Raw genomic sequence first — 17,649 nt, forward strand, 5'->3', positions numbered from 1 at the left:
GAAAATTTCCTCCCTCATCCTGTAGGTGAATAAATTTCTCATAAAGCAGGTTTCATTGTATTCTTTTTGCGCCTCTTGTGCCTCTTTGCGGCCATTCCTACTATGGTGTTTAGGATGAAGCGCGTCCGGTCCTCCTGCTGGTGATGACGGGCGGGGAGGCGTGCTGTGCCGGAGCCACCCGCGTCACGCCGGATTCGAAGGCCACGCGCACCAGTTCGGTGGCCTTGTCCACGTTGAACTTCTTCATCAACCGGGTGCGGTACATCTCCATGGTCTTGCGGCTGATCCCGAGATGCTCGCCGATCTCCTTCCCCGACAGGCCCCTGGCGAGACCATCGAGCACCTCGCGTTCCCGGACGGTGATCTTCGGAGCGCAGATGACCTCGCCCAGCGCCTTGCTGTGCAGGCCCGACTCCCCCCGCGCCACGCGCCGGATGAAAGACACGAGCACGCTGAACGGATCATCCTTGGCCATGAAAGCATGGGCACCCGCCCTGAACACCTCGGACATGGCGAAAGGAGTCGCGTGCATGGTGAGGACGACGATGCGCAACGCCGGCATCGTCTTCTGCAAAATCTTGAGCAGGTCGAGCACTGGCAGGCCGGGCATGCTCAGATCGACGACCAGCACATCGGGCCGCACGCGCCGCACCAGCGCGAGGGCGTCATCCCCGTTTTGCGCCAGACCCGCGCACACCAAGTCGGGCTCCTGACCCAGCATTGCTATGATCCCCCCCTGAAGGATCAGATGATCATCCGCCATCACCACCCTTAACGGCGGCGCGTCACCGGCAGCCGTGACGGAAGCAGGAGGCGATGGAGAGTCGGGCCACATGATGGCGGTTGCGGGATGCGACGGATTTTGCATCAAAGTCGGGCGGCGTGGTTGGGCCGTGTGGTAGTGGAACCAATACAATTCCCCAACTGGGTCATGGCAAGACGCCAGTTTCGCAGAGTCATGACAACGGCCCGACGGATTGGCAGCAAAACCGCGGGACGGATCAGGCAGTAAAGCGTCGCCAGTTTGGAAGGCCAGCCGCTCCATGAGGGGCGAGGCGCGTTGCGCCTCGTCCGGCGGCAAGATGCCGCCGCTCCGTAGAGGAGTCCGCGTAACATTCGTTCCGTCATTGGGAATGCTTTCCCTTCCAGAACTCCAGCGGGGCCTTCCCGTTATTCCTGTAACCCTGCAACGGATACTCCCGGTTGTAGTGCTCCAGCCATTGCGCCAAATGCTCGCGCAACTGCTCCAACCGATGCGCCCCCCCTTCCACCGCGTCCCGCTTGCTTCCCTCCCTCGACTCGCCCGGCAGCAATCCACGACTCACCCCCCGCAACGGCAACAACCACTCGTTCGTCAACGCCTGTTTGAACCTCACCATGCTCCCGTTCATCGTCGGTCGATCCACCGGAATCAACTGCTGCTCTATCCCGTGCAAGTCCAGATACACCCTGTAAATATGCTCACTCTCCGAACCCCAAAAAACCCTCTGCCGGTTCGTCAACATCCTCCCCACCCTCACACCCCGCTCCGCATACCACGGCAGCACACGACGATCCAATAATTCCACCGCCGTCTCCATCCTCGCATCTTCATGCAACTCCGCGAAACCCACCACCCCATACGTATCCACCACCGCATGCACATGCCACCTCTTCTTTCCCTCCACCGGCTCTATCGGGAATAACGTCTGCGTCAGCACCTCACCCGGTTCATTCCCCTCTCCCGACCCACCCCGCTCACCCAAGGCAGCGTTCAGCCTCAACGCCCTTGCCAACATTCGCGGCCCTACCTCCAGCCCCTCCACTATCCTCGACTCCACCTCCAGCGCCCGCTCCCTGTCACGCTGCTTCCGCACCCCATGCTTTGCCAGAATGCTGCTCACCGTCGTCCGCGAACACACCTTCCCCAACCCCTCCTCCAACCCAACACGGATTTCGTCAACACTTAGCTTCTCCGACCTCTTCGCCAACTCCACCGTCAGCGCCGCCACCTCCGGCTCCACCGACGCCGCCCTCCATCTCCGATTCCTCTGCTGCCTCTCCCTCGCCGCCATCCTCTTGTGCAACTCCATCCTCTCCCGCACCGCCTTCTGCCACCCCTGCCTCGCCTCCGCTTTATCGTATCCTGTTGTTGTCGTTGTTTTCATGGTAATTGGATTTCGCATGGCGTGGCGATTTTTTCCCCCGCTCCCAACAGCGCCTGAATTCTCGCCTCCCTGCTGCGCTCCATCTCAAACGTCTGCTGCAACAACTCCCGCAAACGCCCCCTCGAAATTCTCAACCTCAACCACTCCCGCCCAAAACCATCTTCAGGCGATAGATAATTATATCTCATCATCACCATCCCATAGCCCCGCATACTCCGCAACTCTCCCGCCGACGCCACCAAATCAATATCCACCCTGAAAAAATCCGGCTGCATCCGTACGATCAACGGATACAGCACCCGCGCCATCACATACGACGACTTCTTGAACACCACCTCCACGAACACCCTTTCAGAGATGCCCCTTTGCTCGCAATAAAGCTCCCTGAACGACCTCCCAGGCTGCTGGTGTGATGACACGGTTTTCATTTCAGCTATCAGTAAGGCCGCATTTCTCGCCACGGCGCGACGGACGCAACGGCTGAGAGGCAGAGAGAAGTCTCACGCAGAGACGCAGAGAACGCAGAGCCGGAAAAATACAATGTTTGTAATTTTTATTTATAATTATTTTCTCTGCGCCTCTGCGACTCTGCGTGAGATTTTCTCTGCCTCTCAGCGTGGCGCCCGTTGCGCCGTAGCGTGAAACTCTGCCTTTATTAGCGTCCATTAGCGTCTATTAGCGGTTGGTTTGTTGGATTGAAAAACACAATAAAGGGTGGTTCCGGAAATTGCACAGAAGGAAACGAAGATAACGAAGACAAAGACAGGAGAAGGGAATGTATGTTAATTTATTCATTCTAAATCGGTTTATTTTGTCTCACGCAGAGACGCAGAGAACGCAGAGCCGGAAAAATACAATGTTTGTAATGTTTATTTATAATTATTTTCTCTGCGCCTCTGCGACTCTGCGTGAGATTTTCTCTGCCTCTCAACGTTGCGCTCGTTGCGCCGTGGCGTGAAACCCTGCCTTTATTAGCGTCCATTAGCGTCTATTAGCGGTTGGTTTGTTGGATTAAAAAACACAATAAAGGGTGGTTTTGGAAATTGCACAGAAGGAAACGAAGATAACGAAGACAAAGACAGGAGAAGGGAATGTATGTTAATTTATTCATTCTAAATCGGTTTATTTTGTCTCACGCAGAGACGCAGAGAACGCAGAGCAGGGAAAATACAATGTTTGTAATGTTTATTTATAATTATTTTCTCTGCGCCTCTGCGACTCTGCGTGAGATTTTCTCTGCCTCTCAGCGTTGCGCCCGTTGCGCCGTGGCGTGAAACCCTGCCTTTATTAGCGTCCATTAGCGTTCATTAGCGGTTGGTTTGTTGGCTTCGTTTGTTTCTCTGCGCCTCTGCGTGATCTCATAAACCTTGTGATAAATTGAACCGACAATGCTCTATCAGGCGCCGCGACTGCGGCGGATGATTGCCCACGCCAGCATCGCCAGACCGGCGAGGGCGGCATACGTGGCAGGCTCGGGCACGGAGGGAGCGGAGCGCGGCACGATGAGGGCCGAGAGGGTAATGTCATTCCCGCCGTAGTTATAGTCGAGTTCATACAGCCCGCCATCGTAGGCGAACCGCCACATGCCATCGGCTATCTCGCTCAGGGTTTGCTCCACGCCACCGACCTTCAGCGTCTGCCAGTGGCCGACGTTGAAAGTGTTGCTGTCGATCAGCACCAGCCTGTCGTCCTGCTGGAGGTTTTCCAGCGAGAGCAGATTGAGCGTGCCGCCGTTCAGGAGGGTCGAGTCCGCTGTAATGAGGGCAGCGGTGCTGCCGCGCCAGCCGGTCAGATCGAGCGTGAGGATGCCTTCCTGATTTTGCTGGAAGTAATCGGAGGCATGCAGGGTGGATGACTCCAGCAGGGAAAACGTCCCTCCGCCATATTCGCTGACCTGAAGAATATCCGTATCCAGCACGGACCCGGCGTAGAGCGTGATACTGCCCCCATTAAAGGTGTGCAGGCCATAGGCGGTCAGGGTGGAATTATGGAGTTCCAGACCGCCACTCACGCCAAGACAAACGGAATCCTTAACCACGAGGGTGGTGACGATTTGGTTCGTCATGACGGCGGTGCCCATGGTGAGATTCACGTTGTCTTCGGCAGGTCCGGGCACGCCATTGCTCCAGTTGCCGGGATCGGACCAGTCGCCGCGACCGCTGTTAGTCCATGCGGTATAGGCTCCGGCAGGGGTGGAAACAGACAGCGCCAGCACGAGGATGGGCAACACCCGCAATAGCAGGCTGCCGTAGTTGTTTTTTGATTTTGTGTTCATGGGTAAATCTTTGATTTTTTAATTCATTGAAAAAAGGACAGTAAGGCAGGATTTCCCGCCACGGCGCGACGGACGCCACGCTGAGAGGCAAAGAGAAGTCTCACGCAGAAGCAGAAAGAATCTCACGCAGAGACGCAGAGCCGGAAAAATACAATGTTTGTAATTTTTATTTATAATTATTTTCTCTGCGCCTCTGCGACTCTGCGTGAGATTTTCTCTGCCTCTCAGCGTGGCGCCCGTTGCGCCGTAGCGTGAAACTCTGCCTTTATTAGCGTCCATTAGCGTCTATTAGCGGTTGGTTTGTTGGATTGAAAAACACAATAAAGGGTGATCCCGGAAATTGCACAGAAGGAAACGAAGATAACGAAGACAAAGACAGGAGAAGGGAATGCATGTTAATTTATTCATTCTAAATCGGTTTATTTTGTCTCACGCAGAGACGCAGAGAACGCAGAGCCGGAAAAATACAATGTTTGTAATGTTTATTTATAATTATTTTCTCTGCGCCTCTGCGACTCTGCGTGAGATTCTCTCTGCCTCTCAGCGTTGCGCTCGTTGCGCCGTAGCGGAAAACTCTGCCTTTATTAGCGTCCATTAGCGTTCATTAGCGGTTGGTTTGTTGGATTGAAAAACATAATAAAGTGTGGTTCCGGAAATTGCACAGAAGGCAACGAAGATAACGAAGATAAAGACAGGGAGTATAATTTGATTTAATTTATTTATTTTCAATAGGTCGTTAAAAACAAAAGCTCCATTTCAATTGGTTGTCTTCGTTTTCTTCGTTATCTTCTGTGCAATTTTTAGAACCATCTGTTTTCTCTGCGCCTCTGCGACTCTGCGTGAGATTCTCTCTGCCTCTCAGCGTTGCGCCCGTTGCGCCGTAGCGTGAAACTCTGCCTTTATTAGCGTCCATTAGCGTCTATTAGCGGTTGGTTTGTCTGCTTCGTTTGTTTCTCTGCGTCCCCGCGCCTCCACGTGAGACCACTCACCCCTCCCAAAAATCCATCGGCGTTTTCCCCTCATTGCGGTATCCGTGCAACAGATACTCGCGGTTGTAGTAATCCAGCCACTGCGCCAGATACTCGCGCAACCTCTCCAACCGACGCGCAAAATCCCCCGGCGTATTCGGCTTGCGACCCTGCCTCGACTGGCCCGGCGGCACTCCCCGGTTCAGACGCAACGGCAGCAACCATTCGCTCGTGAACACCTGCTTGAACCTCGCCATGCTCCCATTCATCGACGGACGCCCCATCGGGATCACCTGCTGCTCTATCCCATGCAAATCCAAATACACCCCATACACATGCTCACCCTCACACCCGCTAAAAACCTGCAGTCGGCTCGTCTCCATCCTCCTCACCCTCACACCCCGCTCCTCATACCACGGCAGCACTCGCTTATCCAAAAAACTCACCGCCGTCTCCGTCGTCGCATCCTCATACAATTCGGCGAAACCCAGCACCCCATACGTATCCACCACCGCATGCACCTGCAACTTTCCCTCCCCCGCTACAGGCTCCACGGGAAAAATCGTCTGCGTCAGCACCTCTCCCGGTTCCCTGCCCTCTCCCGGCCCCCCCCGCTCGCACAATACAGGATTAAGCTTCAACGCCTTCGCCAACGTGCGTGGTGCCAACACCTCCCCCTCCAAAATACGCTCCTCCATCGCCAGCGTCCGCTTCATGTCACAATACCCCCTCACCCCATGCCTCGTCAGAATGTTCACCACCGTCGCTGTCGAAAGCTCCCTCCCGAACCTCCTCGTCAACTCGTCCCGGATTTCCTTGAACTTTATCTTCTTCGGCCTTGCCGCCAGTTTCACCGCCAGCGCCGCCACCTCCGGCTCCACCGGCATCGCCACCCCCCCACGCCAATGCCTCTCCTTCTCCTCCCTCTTCTTGAGCATCGCCATCCTCTTCCTCACCGCTCCCATCCAGTCCTTCTCCGGCGCTTCCGGCGCGGCGATGACCGCTCCTGTCCCTTCATTGTTCGTGGTTCTCATTGGTTTTGTTCTCCTAAGTCTTGTCGGAGCGGTGACATTCCTGCCTCTGCTCCATCTGCGTCAGCCTCCCATCCTCACCGGAGGACCTCCGGGTTTTTTGGGCCGCAAGGCTCACCACCGTTTCGCTCCACTCCCCGCCAAATCTGACATTCACATTAAACAATTCGGGATACAGCGTGCGCCGCATCAGACGCTGCAACCGGCTCACCGAAATCCTCAAATCCAGCAGGCCCCTCCAAAGCCCCCGGTGCCCCGGATGACACAACAACCTCGCCACCTCCACTCCGAAGCCCCTCATGCTCCGCAGTTCCCCCGCCGACTCCACCAACTCTAAATCCGCCTCGAAGTAGTCGGGCGACATCCGCACGATCAGCGGATACAACACCCGCGCCGTCGGGTGCAACGACTCCAGCAGCACATGCCGGGCAAAATCCCCTCTCGGGATTTCCCTCTGTTCGCAATAAAGCTCCTCAAACGTCCGCCTCGGCTTGGAATGGGAATGGGTCATTGTTGTATTCTTATACTAGGGAGATTAAATACATTTTTAACCGCGAATGGACGCGAATAGACGCGAATAAAAACACAATAAAGGGTGGCTTTGGAAATTGCACAGAAGGAAACGAAGATAACGAAGACAAAGACAGGAGAAGGGAATGTATGGGCACTTTGAAAAACTCCCCAAAACAAGATTTTGAACAGCAAAGGCGCGAAGTCGCAAAGGTCGGAAAAATGAATGAAATTTTATTCTCATGGAAAACAATGAATTATGAATTAAATGTCACGGCTTGTGCTTTGCGACTTTGCGTCTTCGCTGTTCAAAAAATGACTTTTCCAAAGTGCCCGTATGTTAATTTATTCATTCTAAATCGGTTTATTTTGTCTCACGCGGAGACGCAGAAAACGCAGAGCCGAAAAATACAATGTTTGTAATTTTTATTTATAATTGTTTTCTCTGCGCCTCTGCGACTCTGCGTGAGATTTTCTCTGCCTCTCAGCGTTGCGCTCGTTGCGCCGTAGCGTGAAACTCTGCCTTTATTAGCGTCCATTAGCGTTCATTAGCGGTTGGTTTGTTGGATTGAAAAACATAATAAAGGGTGGTTCCGGAAATTGCACAGAAGATAACCAAGAAAACGAAGATAAAGACAGGGAGTGTAATTTGATTTAATTTATTTATTTTCAATAGGTCGTTAAAAACAAAAGCTCCATTTCAATTGGTTGTCTTCGTTTTCTTCGTTACCTTTTGTGCAATTTTTAGAACCATCTGTTTTCTCTGCGCCTCTGCGACTCTGCGTGAGATTTTCTTTGCCTCTCAGCGTTGCGCTCGTTGCGCCGCAGCGGAAAACTCTGCCTTTATTAGCGTCCATTAGCGTCCATTCGCGGTTGGTTTGTTGGCTTGTGAAAATTAACGTAGTTCGTCTTTGATGATTTGGTATCCATTAAAAGTGATGCGGCGGCGCTCGCCGCTCGGTAGAATGATGTTGAAGGTGTTTTTGGCTCCATACGGCGCACGGAACACCAGCGCATAGGGATGGCGTTCTGTTATTATATTCGCCTCCTTCTTGTATCCTGATGAGGAACAGCCGAACGCGACAAGCACCGGCAGGATTATCAGCAAAAGTCTGTGCATCGGACATAAGATCAGAAATGTCTCACGCGGAGACGCGGAGGCGCGGAGAAAAATATTGGAGGGCGGGTCTCCTGACCCGCCAGACGCGGCGCAAGCCGCGCCCATCCGGAATCGGAAGGGCGGCGTTGCACGCCGTCGGCGGGTCGGGAGACCCGCCCTCCAATAGGTAAAAGGACAGGGAACGGTTTGCCAGTTTCAGGACTCGAAGGTTCAACAAACACAAGAAACAAGAACCCTCGTCAGTCATTACACGCCAGCAAGCCCCGCCCCCCGTCCAGTATTTCGAGGGATGCGGTTTATTTTGAGTCGGGCGAGACGCGGTGCATCCTCCGAAAAAGTGTGAAAGAACATTGGAGGGCGGGGGTTTATTTCCACCAAACCCCGCCCTCCGCTATCATCTGTCGCCAAGGAACCACGAGAGGCACAGAGAGCAGGGAACCCTTCTCTAATTTTTCATTATGTATTTACTACTGCGACCCGGCTCTCCGTTGCCTCCGTGGTAATTCTCTAAGGAGGGCGGGTCTCCCGACCCGCCGACGGTGCGAAGCACCGCCCTTCCGTTTTTTTTCGGATGGGCGCGGCTTGCGCCGCGTCTGGCGGGGATTGGCAATAAAAACCCGCCCTCCACGGCTCCGTCACCGGCGGCGACGCACGGCGGCGTAGGCGAGGATCGCCAAGCCTGCGAGTGCGGCATACGTGCTCGGCTCGGGGACTCCGCTGGGTGCGGGCGTGTCCTTGATACCGCTAAGCTGCAACTCGGCAGGACCAAACGTGACGCCAGTCGCGCCACCATCTGGATCAAGCATACCGGAGAAGGTCAGCACGCCCTTAGACACCTGCGTGCCCTGAATCAGATCCCAATACTCAGCCAAAGCCGTGAAATCGGAACTTCCCAGACCCTCGACATAAGTTTCACCAATCGGTGTTCCAATCTCATACTGAAATATCCGTGCCTCTGCATAGAACGGAGTATTACGAGTCAGCCCCTGTGTAAGGAACATCTGCGTATTGAAGAGACCGATGTATTCCGAACCATAATCTGCATCAAGAAAGCCCGCGGCACACTCGGCCAACGTCAACGGCCCGGTATCTGAGGCTCCATACCAGAATGTGATAATATATCCATCATTGCCGGATACTGGTGCGCCAGTGTTATCCATGATGAGGTTTACACCCCCATCAATGGATAAACTTAGCGGTTCAGCATGTAGCTGAAAGGAGAGCGCCAAGGCTGCTCCGAGTCCAATTAATGTCTTTTTCATAATATTATTAATCAATGTTTGGTTTCGATTTTACGGATTGGTGATTATTGGGTAATCTCCAAATTATCAGTGCTGACAGCCACGCCCGGCTGCACCCAAGTCTTGTTGCTTCTGGGCGTAAGATAGAATCCTTGGCCGATGGCAAAGGAAGGTTGCGTTCCAGTCCATCCGCTGCCGATGAACGGGACTGTGCCAGAAACGGCTGCCCCGCTCGTGTTATACCAATTGAACAATTCGTTCGTGGCACGTGTATAGCCAATATCAACGGGATCGGCGACGGCGATAGGCAGACTGGATGCCAGCAGGGTCTTGACATTATTCTGGAGGCTGTAACTCCGGTTCCCTGTCTGCACCAACCCGGCAAAGGTCAAGGTCGTGGCCGCGCCACCATTGACTACATAGGCGGCTTGTCCCAACGGAAGCTCCAAGGTGGTCGTCCCAGCCCAACCGACAACCCCCTTTGAGACAGATGCAAATGAACCATCCGGTTGTTGCACGTTGATTCGGGTATTGGCCCGCACGTTGGCGAACAGGCTGGTAACGAGATTACCGGCGCTGCTTTCCAGAAGATGGGACACAAGGGCTGCACCGTTGGCCGGGATCGTCACATCATAGCGTCCGTCCACATTGGTCGAATACTTGGCGTCGTCGTTGATCGTCACTCCATCAAGCGCGGTGGCGCTGGTGACGAGGCGGTAGAACTCGGCGGTGGCCGCGCTCTTGGTGAAGGTGATCGTAGCGGTGCCACTCTCGTCGAACTGGCTGGCGGTGCCGGCCACAAAACCCCATGAGGCGGCATTGCCGAGAAGGTTTTGCGAGGCATACAGGGCATAATAGTTGCCTGCGGTACCGAGTGCATTGATCGTAATCGTGCTGCCGCTGATGACCGGTTCACCCAGCGTCGCGGGGGTCACGGTGCCGGGGACGATATTATTCGTGTTTATCACCGTATAGCCATCCTCATAACTGATGGTGATGAGATAGGGGTAGCTTTCGATGTTGACCGGCTGAAAAACATCAAGCGCATCGTAGGCGATGATCATTGCGCCAATGCGGGTGAGCAGACTGGAGACATCGGCGGTGTAGTCACCTTCAACGGCGATGATGTTGCCACGATACAGGGCAATCGTGCCGGTGCTGCCGATGGTGCCGGTGCTGTCGATCTGGAGCTTGTTGACTGCGCCGTGTGGGTTGCCGACTTGGACGTTGCCAGCATTCAGCGTGCCTTGGACGACGAGGGTGTTGTTGTATCCCGAATCCTGGCCGATGTAAACGGTGGAGACGGTCGCCGTGTCGCCTGCACTGAGCGTGACCTTATTGCCGGCGGTGTTCACGCCGATGATCCAGTCGTCTTGCGACTCGAAGCTCAAACCGTCGGTCGCCAGCGGGGTGCCATAGTAGTTATCCAGCGTCGTGAACGCCCGGATGTCGCCCGCGTAGGCTTTGCCGGCGTTAAGCACGCCGTTGGGATCGGCGTTATACGCACCGACCACGAAACGGTTGTCCGACAGGCCCACCGAATAGCCGAAGGCGTCATTCTTCGCGCCGTCGGAGGCGAAGAGCTTCACGGCCTCGGTCACCGTGCCGCTCTTACCGGAGAGCTGCACATAATAATACGCCGCTCCCGTAGTGGCCTCCTTGCCGTCACCTCTGGTAGCCCCGACCAAGGCGCACTCGCCCGACAGGCTCACCGAATCACCGCCGAAGTAGTGACTCGCCGCGCCGTCGGAGGCGATGAGCTTCACGTTCTCGTAGGTGGCGGTGGTGATACTGGCAGGTCCGGTGTAGCCCTCCGGGCGGCCCGTCTTACTGTCCAGCCCCTTGTAATAATACGCCGCACCCGTATTGGCCACGTTGCCATCACCATTTTGAGCCCCGGCCAAGGCGCTGTCGCCCGATAGGCTCACCGAACGGCCAAAGAGGTCACTCGCCGCGCCGTCGCTGGCGAGGAGCTTCACGTTCTCGTAGGTGGCGGTGGTGACGCTGGCAGGACCGGTGTAGCCCTCCGGGCGGCCCGTCTTACTGTCCAGCCCCTTAAAATAATACGCCGAGCCGGAATTGCCCCCCATGTCGTCATCCCAATAAGCCCCGGCCAAGGCGCGGTCGCCCGATAGACTCACCGACTTGCCGAAGTAGTCATTCCCCGCGCCGTCGCTGGCGAGGAGCTTCACGTCCTCGGTCACCGTGGAGCCGGTTGCTTTGCCGTCCAGCCCCTTAAAATAATAGGCCGAGCCAGACTGGAGCCCCTTGTCGTCATCCCCCCACGCCCCGACCAAGGCGCGGGTGCCCGACAAGCTCACCGACTCGCCGAAGGTGTCGCTCACCGCGCCGTCGGAGGCGAGGAGCTTCACGTCCTCGGTCACCGTGGGGCCGACCGCGTTGTTCAGCCCTTTGTAATAATACGCCGCTCCCGAACCTTCCCCATTGGCGTCATGAGAATTAGCCCCGGTCAAGGCGCTGTCGCCCGATAGACTCACCGAATAGCCAAACCGGTCCTGCGCCGCGGCGTCGGAGGCGAGGAGCTTCACGAACTCGGTCACCGTGGGGCCGGTTTCGTTGCCCAGCCCCCTGAAATAATACGCCGCACCCGAGTAACCCACGTTGCCATCGGCGAGACTAGCCCCGGCCAAGGCGCTGTCGCCCGACGCGCTCACCGAAATGCCGAAGTTGTCACTCTGCGCGCCGTCGGAGGCGGTGAGGTTGGAGGCGCGGGCGTGGGGAGCGGCGAGAGCGAGGAGTGCGAGGCCGAGGGCGCCGGGTGCTCCGAGTGTAAGGAAGGCGCGCCGGAGCGTGCCTGAGTTATCGTTTGATTTTATTTTCATAGGAATGATAAATTTGGGATTTCAGGTTTCAGACAGAGAGAGGGTGGTGCCGGAGGGCGTGATGTTTGTTAGGCATAATAGACACGCGGTATAATATCCTGTACAGCGTCTATATGTTGGTATGGTTGATTATATGGGCACACAAGGGCTGCGCCCGGCAGTGAGGCGGTGATTGATATTCGGAAGTTGAGAGTTGAAGCTAGAGACTAAAGATCTTGTTTTTAGACAGAATTAACAGAATTAACAGAATTTGCTGAATTAACGGAATGGGTTGAGTTGGCTGAATTGATGATTTGTTATTGGAATGATTTCGGTTTATTTTGTCTCACGCGGAGGCGCGGAGAACGCAGAGGAAGGGAAATGCAATATTTTTAATTTATTTATACTTATAATATGAGTTTTCTCTGCGCCTCTGCGTCTCTGCGTGATCTCTTAAATCTTGCGAAAAATTGAACCGACAATGCTCTAGAGACTAAAGAGTGTGGATTTTATTATTTATTTCGTTTCCGCATGACGGCAAAGGCGAGCAGCGCGAGCCCAGCGAGGGCGGCATACGTGGCGGGTTCGGGCACGGAGGAGGAGGGGGTGTAGATGAAGGCGGTAATGAGCCCCTCGTACATCTCGGTCCGTGTGAAGAGGGCGGCGCAGTCGGAAACATCGAGTCCGTTCACCAGCGTGGTGCCTCCGAAGAGGTCGATGTTCCTGTCCTTAAAGAAGGCTTGCATGCCCTCGAAACTCTGGGAGCCCAGGAATATGATGCCGTTGTCCTGCGCCAGCCAGACCGTGCCGATGTTCAGGATCGCGCTGGCCGGGGAAAAGATGGCAAGGTGGTTGCCGGCCGCGCCCGCTGTGCCCACGTAGATGTTGTTCGCCGTGAGGGAGACCGGGCCGCTTCCGATGGAGGGTATGGACAGGGTATTATTGGTGGAACCGGCTCCCTGGCCGATGATGATATCCCCCGCGATCAGACTGCCTGTAACAGCCCCTGTGCCAATGAGAGTTTCGCCAGTAAAATTCACTGTATTATTGCTGTCACCCGCGCCGATAATGAGGTCACCCCCTACGGTCAGTTGCCCGCCGAGTTGCAGAGTGCTGGCACCGGAGATCGTCACCGGCCCCGGAGTGCTCGTGCGGACAGGATTCGACGCGTTGGCGCGGAGTTGTGCAGTCGCCCCGTTATTGATGACAACGCCCTCCGGGTCAGCCCACGGGGTGCCTCCGCTCCAGTTGGCGCTGTCCATCCAGTCGCCGCCGTCCCAAGTGCCGCCGGCTGTGTTGATCCAGGTGGCGGTGGCGAAGGCGGGCAGGCCGGTGAGCAGGCCAATGCCGAGGGTGAGGAGCACCCGTCGGAGCGTGCCTGTATTATTTGTTGGTTTTGTTTTCATAAAAATGACAAGTAGCGCCTGTAAAATCAGGAGTCGGGAGTCGGGGGTTAATATTAAGGATTCTTGTTTTTAGACAGAATTAACAGAATTAACAGAATTTGCTGAATTAACGGAATGGGTTGAGTTGGCTGAGTTGATGATTTGTTGTTGGAATGATTTCGGTTTATTTTGTCTCACGCGGAGGCGCGGAGAACGCAGAGGAATGGAAATGTAATGTTTTTAATTTATTTATACTTATAATATGGGTTTTCTCTGCGTCTCTGTGTCTCTGCGTGATCTCTTAAATCTTGCGAAAAATTGAATTTATAATGCTCTAAAATAATTCTGTTGATTCTGAAAATTCTGTTAATTTTGTCTAAAAAAAAGTCCTGTCGCAGCAGATGCGGGCGGGACGCCCGCTCCGTGCGTAGCGCAGGCGGGACGCCTGCCATCTTGTCTATAGCGCGAAGCGCGGTGACTTTTATGGAGTGCGGCGCTTCGCGCAGCAGGCTGGATGGCAGGCGGGACGCCTGCGCTACATCGGAATGCGGGCGTCGCAAGCGACGCCCCTACAGCGGGCGAGACGCCCGCGCCACATGTAGGGGCTTCGCTTGCGAAGCCCGCGTATGCAGGACGTGGCCTCAAATGGCGTGCGCGGGCGTCGCAAGCGACGCCCCTACAGCGGGCGGGACGCCCGCGCCACTCTTTGGGCGTTCCTTGGGCGTTCCTCGCTCCGCTTGCGAACATCAGGCGAACGTCCACTTGCATCTCAGAATCGACCTTGACCGAAGCAGTGGCCCCGGTTGTCGTGATGAAGTTGTGGTTGCTGGTGCTCATGTGGCGTGAATGCGGTGCTGGATGCGTCAGACACACATTCTGCCAGTTTTTTATGCTTTTGAAAAGCTAGGCAAACCCCTGTAAAAATTGCGATTCCCATGAATAACATGGAGATATCATATTCTTTTTTTTACCGGCCCCAAAATCGACCCCAAGGAGATGCCTGAATATCCAGTTTTTAACTACAGAGAACAGGGGCATAAGTAGGGGCTTCGCTTGCGAAGCCCGCGTATGCAGGACGTGGCCTCGAATGGCGTGCGCGGGCGTCGCAAGCGACGCCCCTACCTGCGGGCGGGACGCCCGCGCCACTTTTCTGACCGCCGGCAGGATGCCGGCGGTCCCAGGCGTTTCCGCGCCGTTGTTTTTTTCCCTCATTATTGAGCTTCAGATCTGGAAATCGCCGGGGCGGTCGCGCTCGCGCGAATCGCCAAAGGGGGCGGCGGTTTCCTGGGTTTTGTTTTTGTCGTAAAAGATGCGGATTCCGGATGCCGCACGAGCTTTCTCCCCATCCTGCTGGAGCAGGCGTGAGGCGCGCAGCAGGGCGCGTTTCGTGCTCATGGTGAGATTGGCCTCGGCAGGGAAAATGTTGTCGCTGCCGATGGCGGCCCATGCACCGCTGCGACGAAGCACGCGTTCGACGTCGGGATTGATGCCGCTGACAAGGAGATGGCGGCCGGAGCCTTTCATGTAGTCGTGAAGCTGGAGCAGCGACATGACAGAGGTGGCGTCGAGGTGGCGCGCGTTTTTCATGCGCAGGATGACGACGCGCATTTTGGAATCCGAGGCGAGTTGGCGCACCTGTTCCTGAAACAAGTCGGCGGCGCCAAAAAACAATTCGCCTTCCACGTGAACGATGGAGATGGCGGAGTTCTTGCGCGCGGCGTCCTCGTCGAGTTGCGAGAGTTGTCCGGCGTCGTCAAAGGTGTATTCAACGAGCGAGGGCGCGCCGGCTTTGCGCAGGAAGAGCACGAGCGAGAGTCCGACGCCGACGTAGATGGCGACGTCGAGCTTGAGGAAAAACGCCGAGGCAAATGTGGTGACGAGCACGAAGGCGTCCGAGCGCGTGGCACGCCAGGCGAGTCGCAACTGTTCGCGGTTGATCATGCGCAGGCCGATGCGGATGAGGTGCGCGGCCAGACTGGCAACGGGAATGTAATTGATCAACGGCCCGACAAAAAACAGCGCGGCGAGCACGATCGAACTGCTCATGAGGGCCGACATCTGGGTGCGCGCGCCGCTTTGGTAATTGGCTCCGCTGCGCGCGAACGAGGCGGAGCCGGGCATGGCTCCGTAGGCGCTGGTGACGATGTTGGCCGTGCCCATGGAGATGAGTTCCTGGTTGACGTCGATCTGCTGGCCCGACTTGGCCGCCATGGTCTTGGCGATGGAGACGGCTTCGAGCATGCCGAGGATCGAGATGGCGAGGGCGGCGCCAAGCAGCGAAGGGACGATGCCCCAGGTCTCGGGACCGAGGGGCATGCCGATGAAGGAGGGAATGGTGACGGAGAGCACGCCTTCGTCGGCAATGGTGCGCAGGCCGATGAGTTCGTTGAGGTGTCCGTATTTGGTAATGAGCGCGATGATGACGAGGCCGATCAATTCGGCGGGGATGCGGCGGATGTAGTGTTCGCAGACTTCGAAGATGACGAGAGTGAGCACGCCGATGGCGAGAGCCCAGCCGTTGAACTGGAGGTGGACGATGCGATCGAGCGCCGCCCAGAGGGTGCCAATGAAGCTGCCGCGCGAACCGACATCGATGATGCCGAAGAAGTGGGAAACCTGCCCCGCGGCGAGCAGGATGCCGATGGCGGTGCCGTAACCGATGATGACGGAGCGCGAGATGAACTGGGTGATTTTGCCAAACTGGGCCAGGCCGGCGGTGAGTTGAAATATGCCGATGAGCGCAGCCAGGACGATCGTGATCTGGGCCGGGGTGAGGTCGGTGCTGGTGAACGAATAGATGGTGGCCGCGAGCACGATGCTGAGCGAGTTGCTGGGGCCAAAAACAAGGTGGTGGGAGGAGGTGAAGAGCGCGGCGACGAAGCCGCCGACGATCACGGACATGATGACCATGAGCGGCGGCAGTCCGGCGATGAGGGCGAAGCCGATGGCCTGCGGTATTGAAACGAGCGATACAGTGGCGGCGGCGAGTCCGTCGGCGCGGAGTTTGTCCCAGGAGTATTTGCGGAGTTCGGCGCCGAGCGGAAAGCGGTCGCGCAGCCACTGCCCGGAACTGCGGGCGACGGAGGCGGCGGCCTGGCGGGTTTGCGATGAAATCAGCGGAGCGCTCATGCAGTGGAGCAACGGTTTTTCAGCCGTCGCGACGACGCACAACGTCGCCCGTTTGGAAAATAACGCAACCCGGACGCCGGGCGGGCGAGGTGCTTCGCATCTCCTCGTCGCAACGGCTGGAAAGCCGTCGTGCCACCAGCGCTGTCCATCGTGGCGTTGCTCATGCCTCGACGCCGAGTTTTTCGAGGATGCGTTGCAGGTCGTCGTTGCCTGCGTATTCGATCACAATCTTGCCGCGCTTGGGCGTGTGTTGGAGCGCGACGCGCGCTCCGAGGTGGGAGATGAGGCGCTTCTCGATGCTGGCCACGGCGGCGGCTTCGACGGGGGGGAGTTTGCTGCCGGTCCTGGCGCCGGCCACGGGGGGGACGGGCGAGGCGGCGGCCTTATGGGTCTGCACGAGTTTTTCCGTGGCACGGACGCTGAGGCCGCCTTCGATGACGCGGCGGGCGAGGACGGCGCGTTGCGCGGAGTCTTCGACGCCGAGGAGGACTTTGGCGTGGCCGACGGAGACCAGTCCCTTGGCGACAAATCCGCGCAACTCTTCGTCGAGCGAGAGCAGGCGCAGCGCGTTGGCGACGCCGGCGCGGCTCTTGCCGACGCGCTCGGCCACGGCTTCTTGCGTGAGGTCGAAGTCGCGGATGAGGCTGGCGTAGCCAAAGGCTTCTTCGAGCGGGTTGAGGCTTTCGCGCTGGAGGTTTTCGATGAGGCCGAGGGTGGCGGCGGAGGCGTCCTTGGCCACGACGAGGCGCGCGGGGATGGTCTTGATTTTGAGGAGTTGGAAGGCGCGCCAGCGGCGTTCGCCAGCGATGAGCTGGTATTTGCCTTCACCGGTTTTGCGCACGACGACGGGTTGCAGGAGTCCTTCCGCACGGATGCTTTCGGCGAGTTCCTGGAGTTGTTCGGGCGCGATGTCCTTGCGCGCTTGATACGGACTCGGGGCGATGGAGGTGATGGCGATTTCCAAAAATCCACTGGCGGCGGACGCAGGCACGACAGCGGGGGGGGGGGGAGGGAGGATGTT

At 56.6% G+C, this 17,649-nt stretch carries 12 protein-coding genes; all 12 read right to left on the minus strand.

Annotation, left to right across the window (positions count from 1 at the left end; genetic code table 11):
• Window positions 1-109 precede the first annotated feature (109 nt).
• Window positions 110-868 carry a response regulator gene (locus OBACDRAFT_RS01285; protein ID WP_232766493.1) on the minus strand — a complete coding sequence of 253 codons (759 nt, stop codon included), beginning with the start codon at window positions 866-868 and terminating at the stop codon, window positions 110-112.
• 256 nt (window positions 869-1,124) lie between these two features.
• Entirely contained in the window at window positions 1,125-2,147 is a 1,023-nt protein-coding gene (locus tag OBACDRAFT_RS24770) for a hypothetical protein (RefSeq protein ID WP_052360821.1), read from the minus strand.
• Window positions 2,144-2,575 carry a hypothetical protein gene (locus OBACDRAFT_RS01295; protein WP_052360822.1) on the minus strand — a complete coding sequence of 144 codons (432 nt, stop codon included), beginning with the start codon at window positions 2,573-2,575 and terminating at the stop codon, window positions 2,144-2,146. The genes OBACDRAFT_RS24770 and OBACDRAFT_RS01295 overlap by 4 nt, the downstream gene beginning before the upstream one ends.
• A 968-nt stretch (window positions 2,576-3,543) precedes the next feature.
• Entirely contained in the window at window positions 3,544-4,422 is an 879-nt protein-coding gene (locus tag OBACDRAFT_RS01300; protein ID WP_043582226.1) for a PEP-CTERM sorting domain-containing protein, read from the minus strand.
• Window positions 4,423-5,407: 985 nt separating this feature from the next.
• Window positions 5,408-6,424: a hypothetical protein gene (locus OBACDRAFT_RS01305; RefSeq protein ID WP_052360823.1), complete on the minus strand. Its 1,017-nt coding sequence runs from the start codon at window positions 6,422-6,424 to the stop codon at window positions 5,408-5,410.
• Between the two features lie 13 nt (window positions 6,425-6,437).
• A complete protein-coding gene (locus OBACDRAFT_RS01310; protein ID WP_052360824.1) occupies window positions 6,438-6,932 on the minus strand; it encodes a hypothetical protein in 495 nt (164 codons plus the stop codon).
• Window positions 6,933-7,826: 894 nt separating this feature from the next.
• Window positions 7,827-8,051, minus strand: coding sequence for a hypothetical protein (locus OBACDRAFT_RS01315; RefSeq protein ID WP_043582228.1), 225 nt, complete (start codon window positions 8,049-8,051; stop codon window positions 7,827-7,829).
• A 635-nt stretch (window positions 8,052-8,686) separates the two neighbouring features.
• On the minus strand, window positions 8,687-9,313 hold the full coding sequence (locus OBACDRAFT_RS28795) for a putative globular PEP-CTERM protein (RefSeq protein ID WP_043582230.1): 627 nt from the start codon (window positions 9,311-9,313) through the stop codon (window positions 8,687-8,689).
• Between the two features lie 44 nt (window positions 9,314-9,357).
• The gene (locus OBACDRAFT_RS01325; RefSeq protein WP_043582233.1) at window positions 9,358-12,135 is read right to left on the minus strand and encodes an FG-GAP repeat protein; all 2,778 of its coding nucleotides are present in this window, start codon (window positions 12,133-12,135) and stop codon (window positions 9,358-9,360) included.
• A gap of 491 nt (window positions 12,136-12,626) precedes the next feature.
• Window positions 12,627-13,520 carry a PEP-CTERM sorting domain-containing protein gene (locus OBACDRAFT_RS01330; RefSeq protein ID WP_043582235.1) on the minus strand — a complete coding sequence of 298 codons (894 nt, stop codon included), beginning with the start codon at window positions 13,518-13,520 and terminating at the stop codon, window positions 12,627-12,629.
• Between the two features lie 1,200 nt (window positions 13,521-14,720).
• The gene (locus tag OBACDRAFT_RS01340) at window positions 14,721-16,628 is read right to left on the minus strand and encodes a SulP family inorganic anion transporter (protein WP_043582238.1); all 1,908 of its coding nucleotides are present in this window, start codon (window positions 16,626-16,628) and stop codon (window positions 14,721-14,723) included.
• Between the two features lie 160 nt (window positions 16,629-16,788).
• Window positions 16,789-17,649: ParB/RepB/Spo0J family partition protein (locus OBACDRAFT_RS01345; protein ID WP_043582241.1), on the minus strand; the 861-nt coding region annotated here is incomplete at its 5' end.

Source organism: Geminisphaera colitermitum TAV2, assembly GCF_000171235.2.
Taxonomy (GTDB): Bacteria; Verrucomicrobiota; Verrucomicrobiia; order Opitutales; family Opitutaceae; genus Geminisphaera; species Geminisphaera colitermitum.

What these genes read in the sequence shown, in the direction of transcription:
- OBACDRAFT_RS01300 (WP_043582226.1), bottom strand. Translation starts at nt 4,422, where the DNA reads ATGAACACAAAATCAAAAAACAACTACGGCAGCCTGCTATTGCGGGTG.
- OBACDRAFT_RS01315 (WP_043582228.1), bottom strand. Translation starts at nt 8,051, where the DNA reads ATGCACAGACTTTTGCTGATAATCCTGCCGGTGCTTGTCGCGTTCGGC.
- OBACDRAFT_RS01325 (WP_043582233.1), bottom strand. Translation starts at nt 12,135, where the DNA reads ATGAAAATAAAATCAAACGATAACTCAGGCACGCTCCGGCGCGCCTTC.
- OBACDRAFT_RS01340 (WP_043582238.1), bottom strand. Translation starts at nt 16,628, where the DNA reads ATGAGCGCTCCGCTGATTTCATCGCAAACCCGCCAGGCCGCCGCCTCC.
- OBACDRAFT_RS01285 (WP_232766493.1), bottom strand. Translation starts at nt 868, where the DNA reads ATGCAAAATCCGTCGCATCCCGCAACCGCCATCATGTGGCCCGACTCT.
- OBACDRAFT_RS28795 (WP_043582230.1), bottom strand. Translation starts at nt 9,313, where the DNA reads ATGAAAAAGACATTAATTGGACTCGGAGCAGCCTTGGCGCTCTCCTTT.
- OBACDRAFT_RS01295 (WP_052360822.1), bottom strand. Translation starts at nt 2,575, where the DNA reads ATGAAAACCGTGTCATCACACCAGCAGCCTGGGAGGTCGTTCAGGGAG.
- OBACDRAFT_RS24770 (WP_052360821.1), bottom strand. Translation starts at nt 2,147, where the DNA reads ATGAAAACAACGACAACAACAGGATACGATAAAGCGGAGGCGAGGCAG.
- OBACDRAFT_RS01305 (WP_052360823.1), bottom strand. Translation starts at nt 6,424, where the DNA reads ATGAGAACCACGAACAATGAAGGGACAGGAGCGGTCATCGCCGCGCCG.
- OBACDRAFT_RS01310 (WP_052360824.1), bottom strand. Translation starts at nt 6,932, where the DNA reads ATGACCCATTCCCATTCCAAGCCGAGGCGGACGTTTGAGGAGCTTTAT.
- OBACDRAFT_RS01330 (WP_043582235.1), bottom strand. Translation starts at nt 13,520, where the DNA reads ATGAAAACAAAACCAACAAATAATACAGGCACGCTCCGACGGGTGCTC.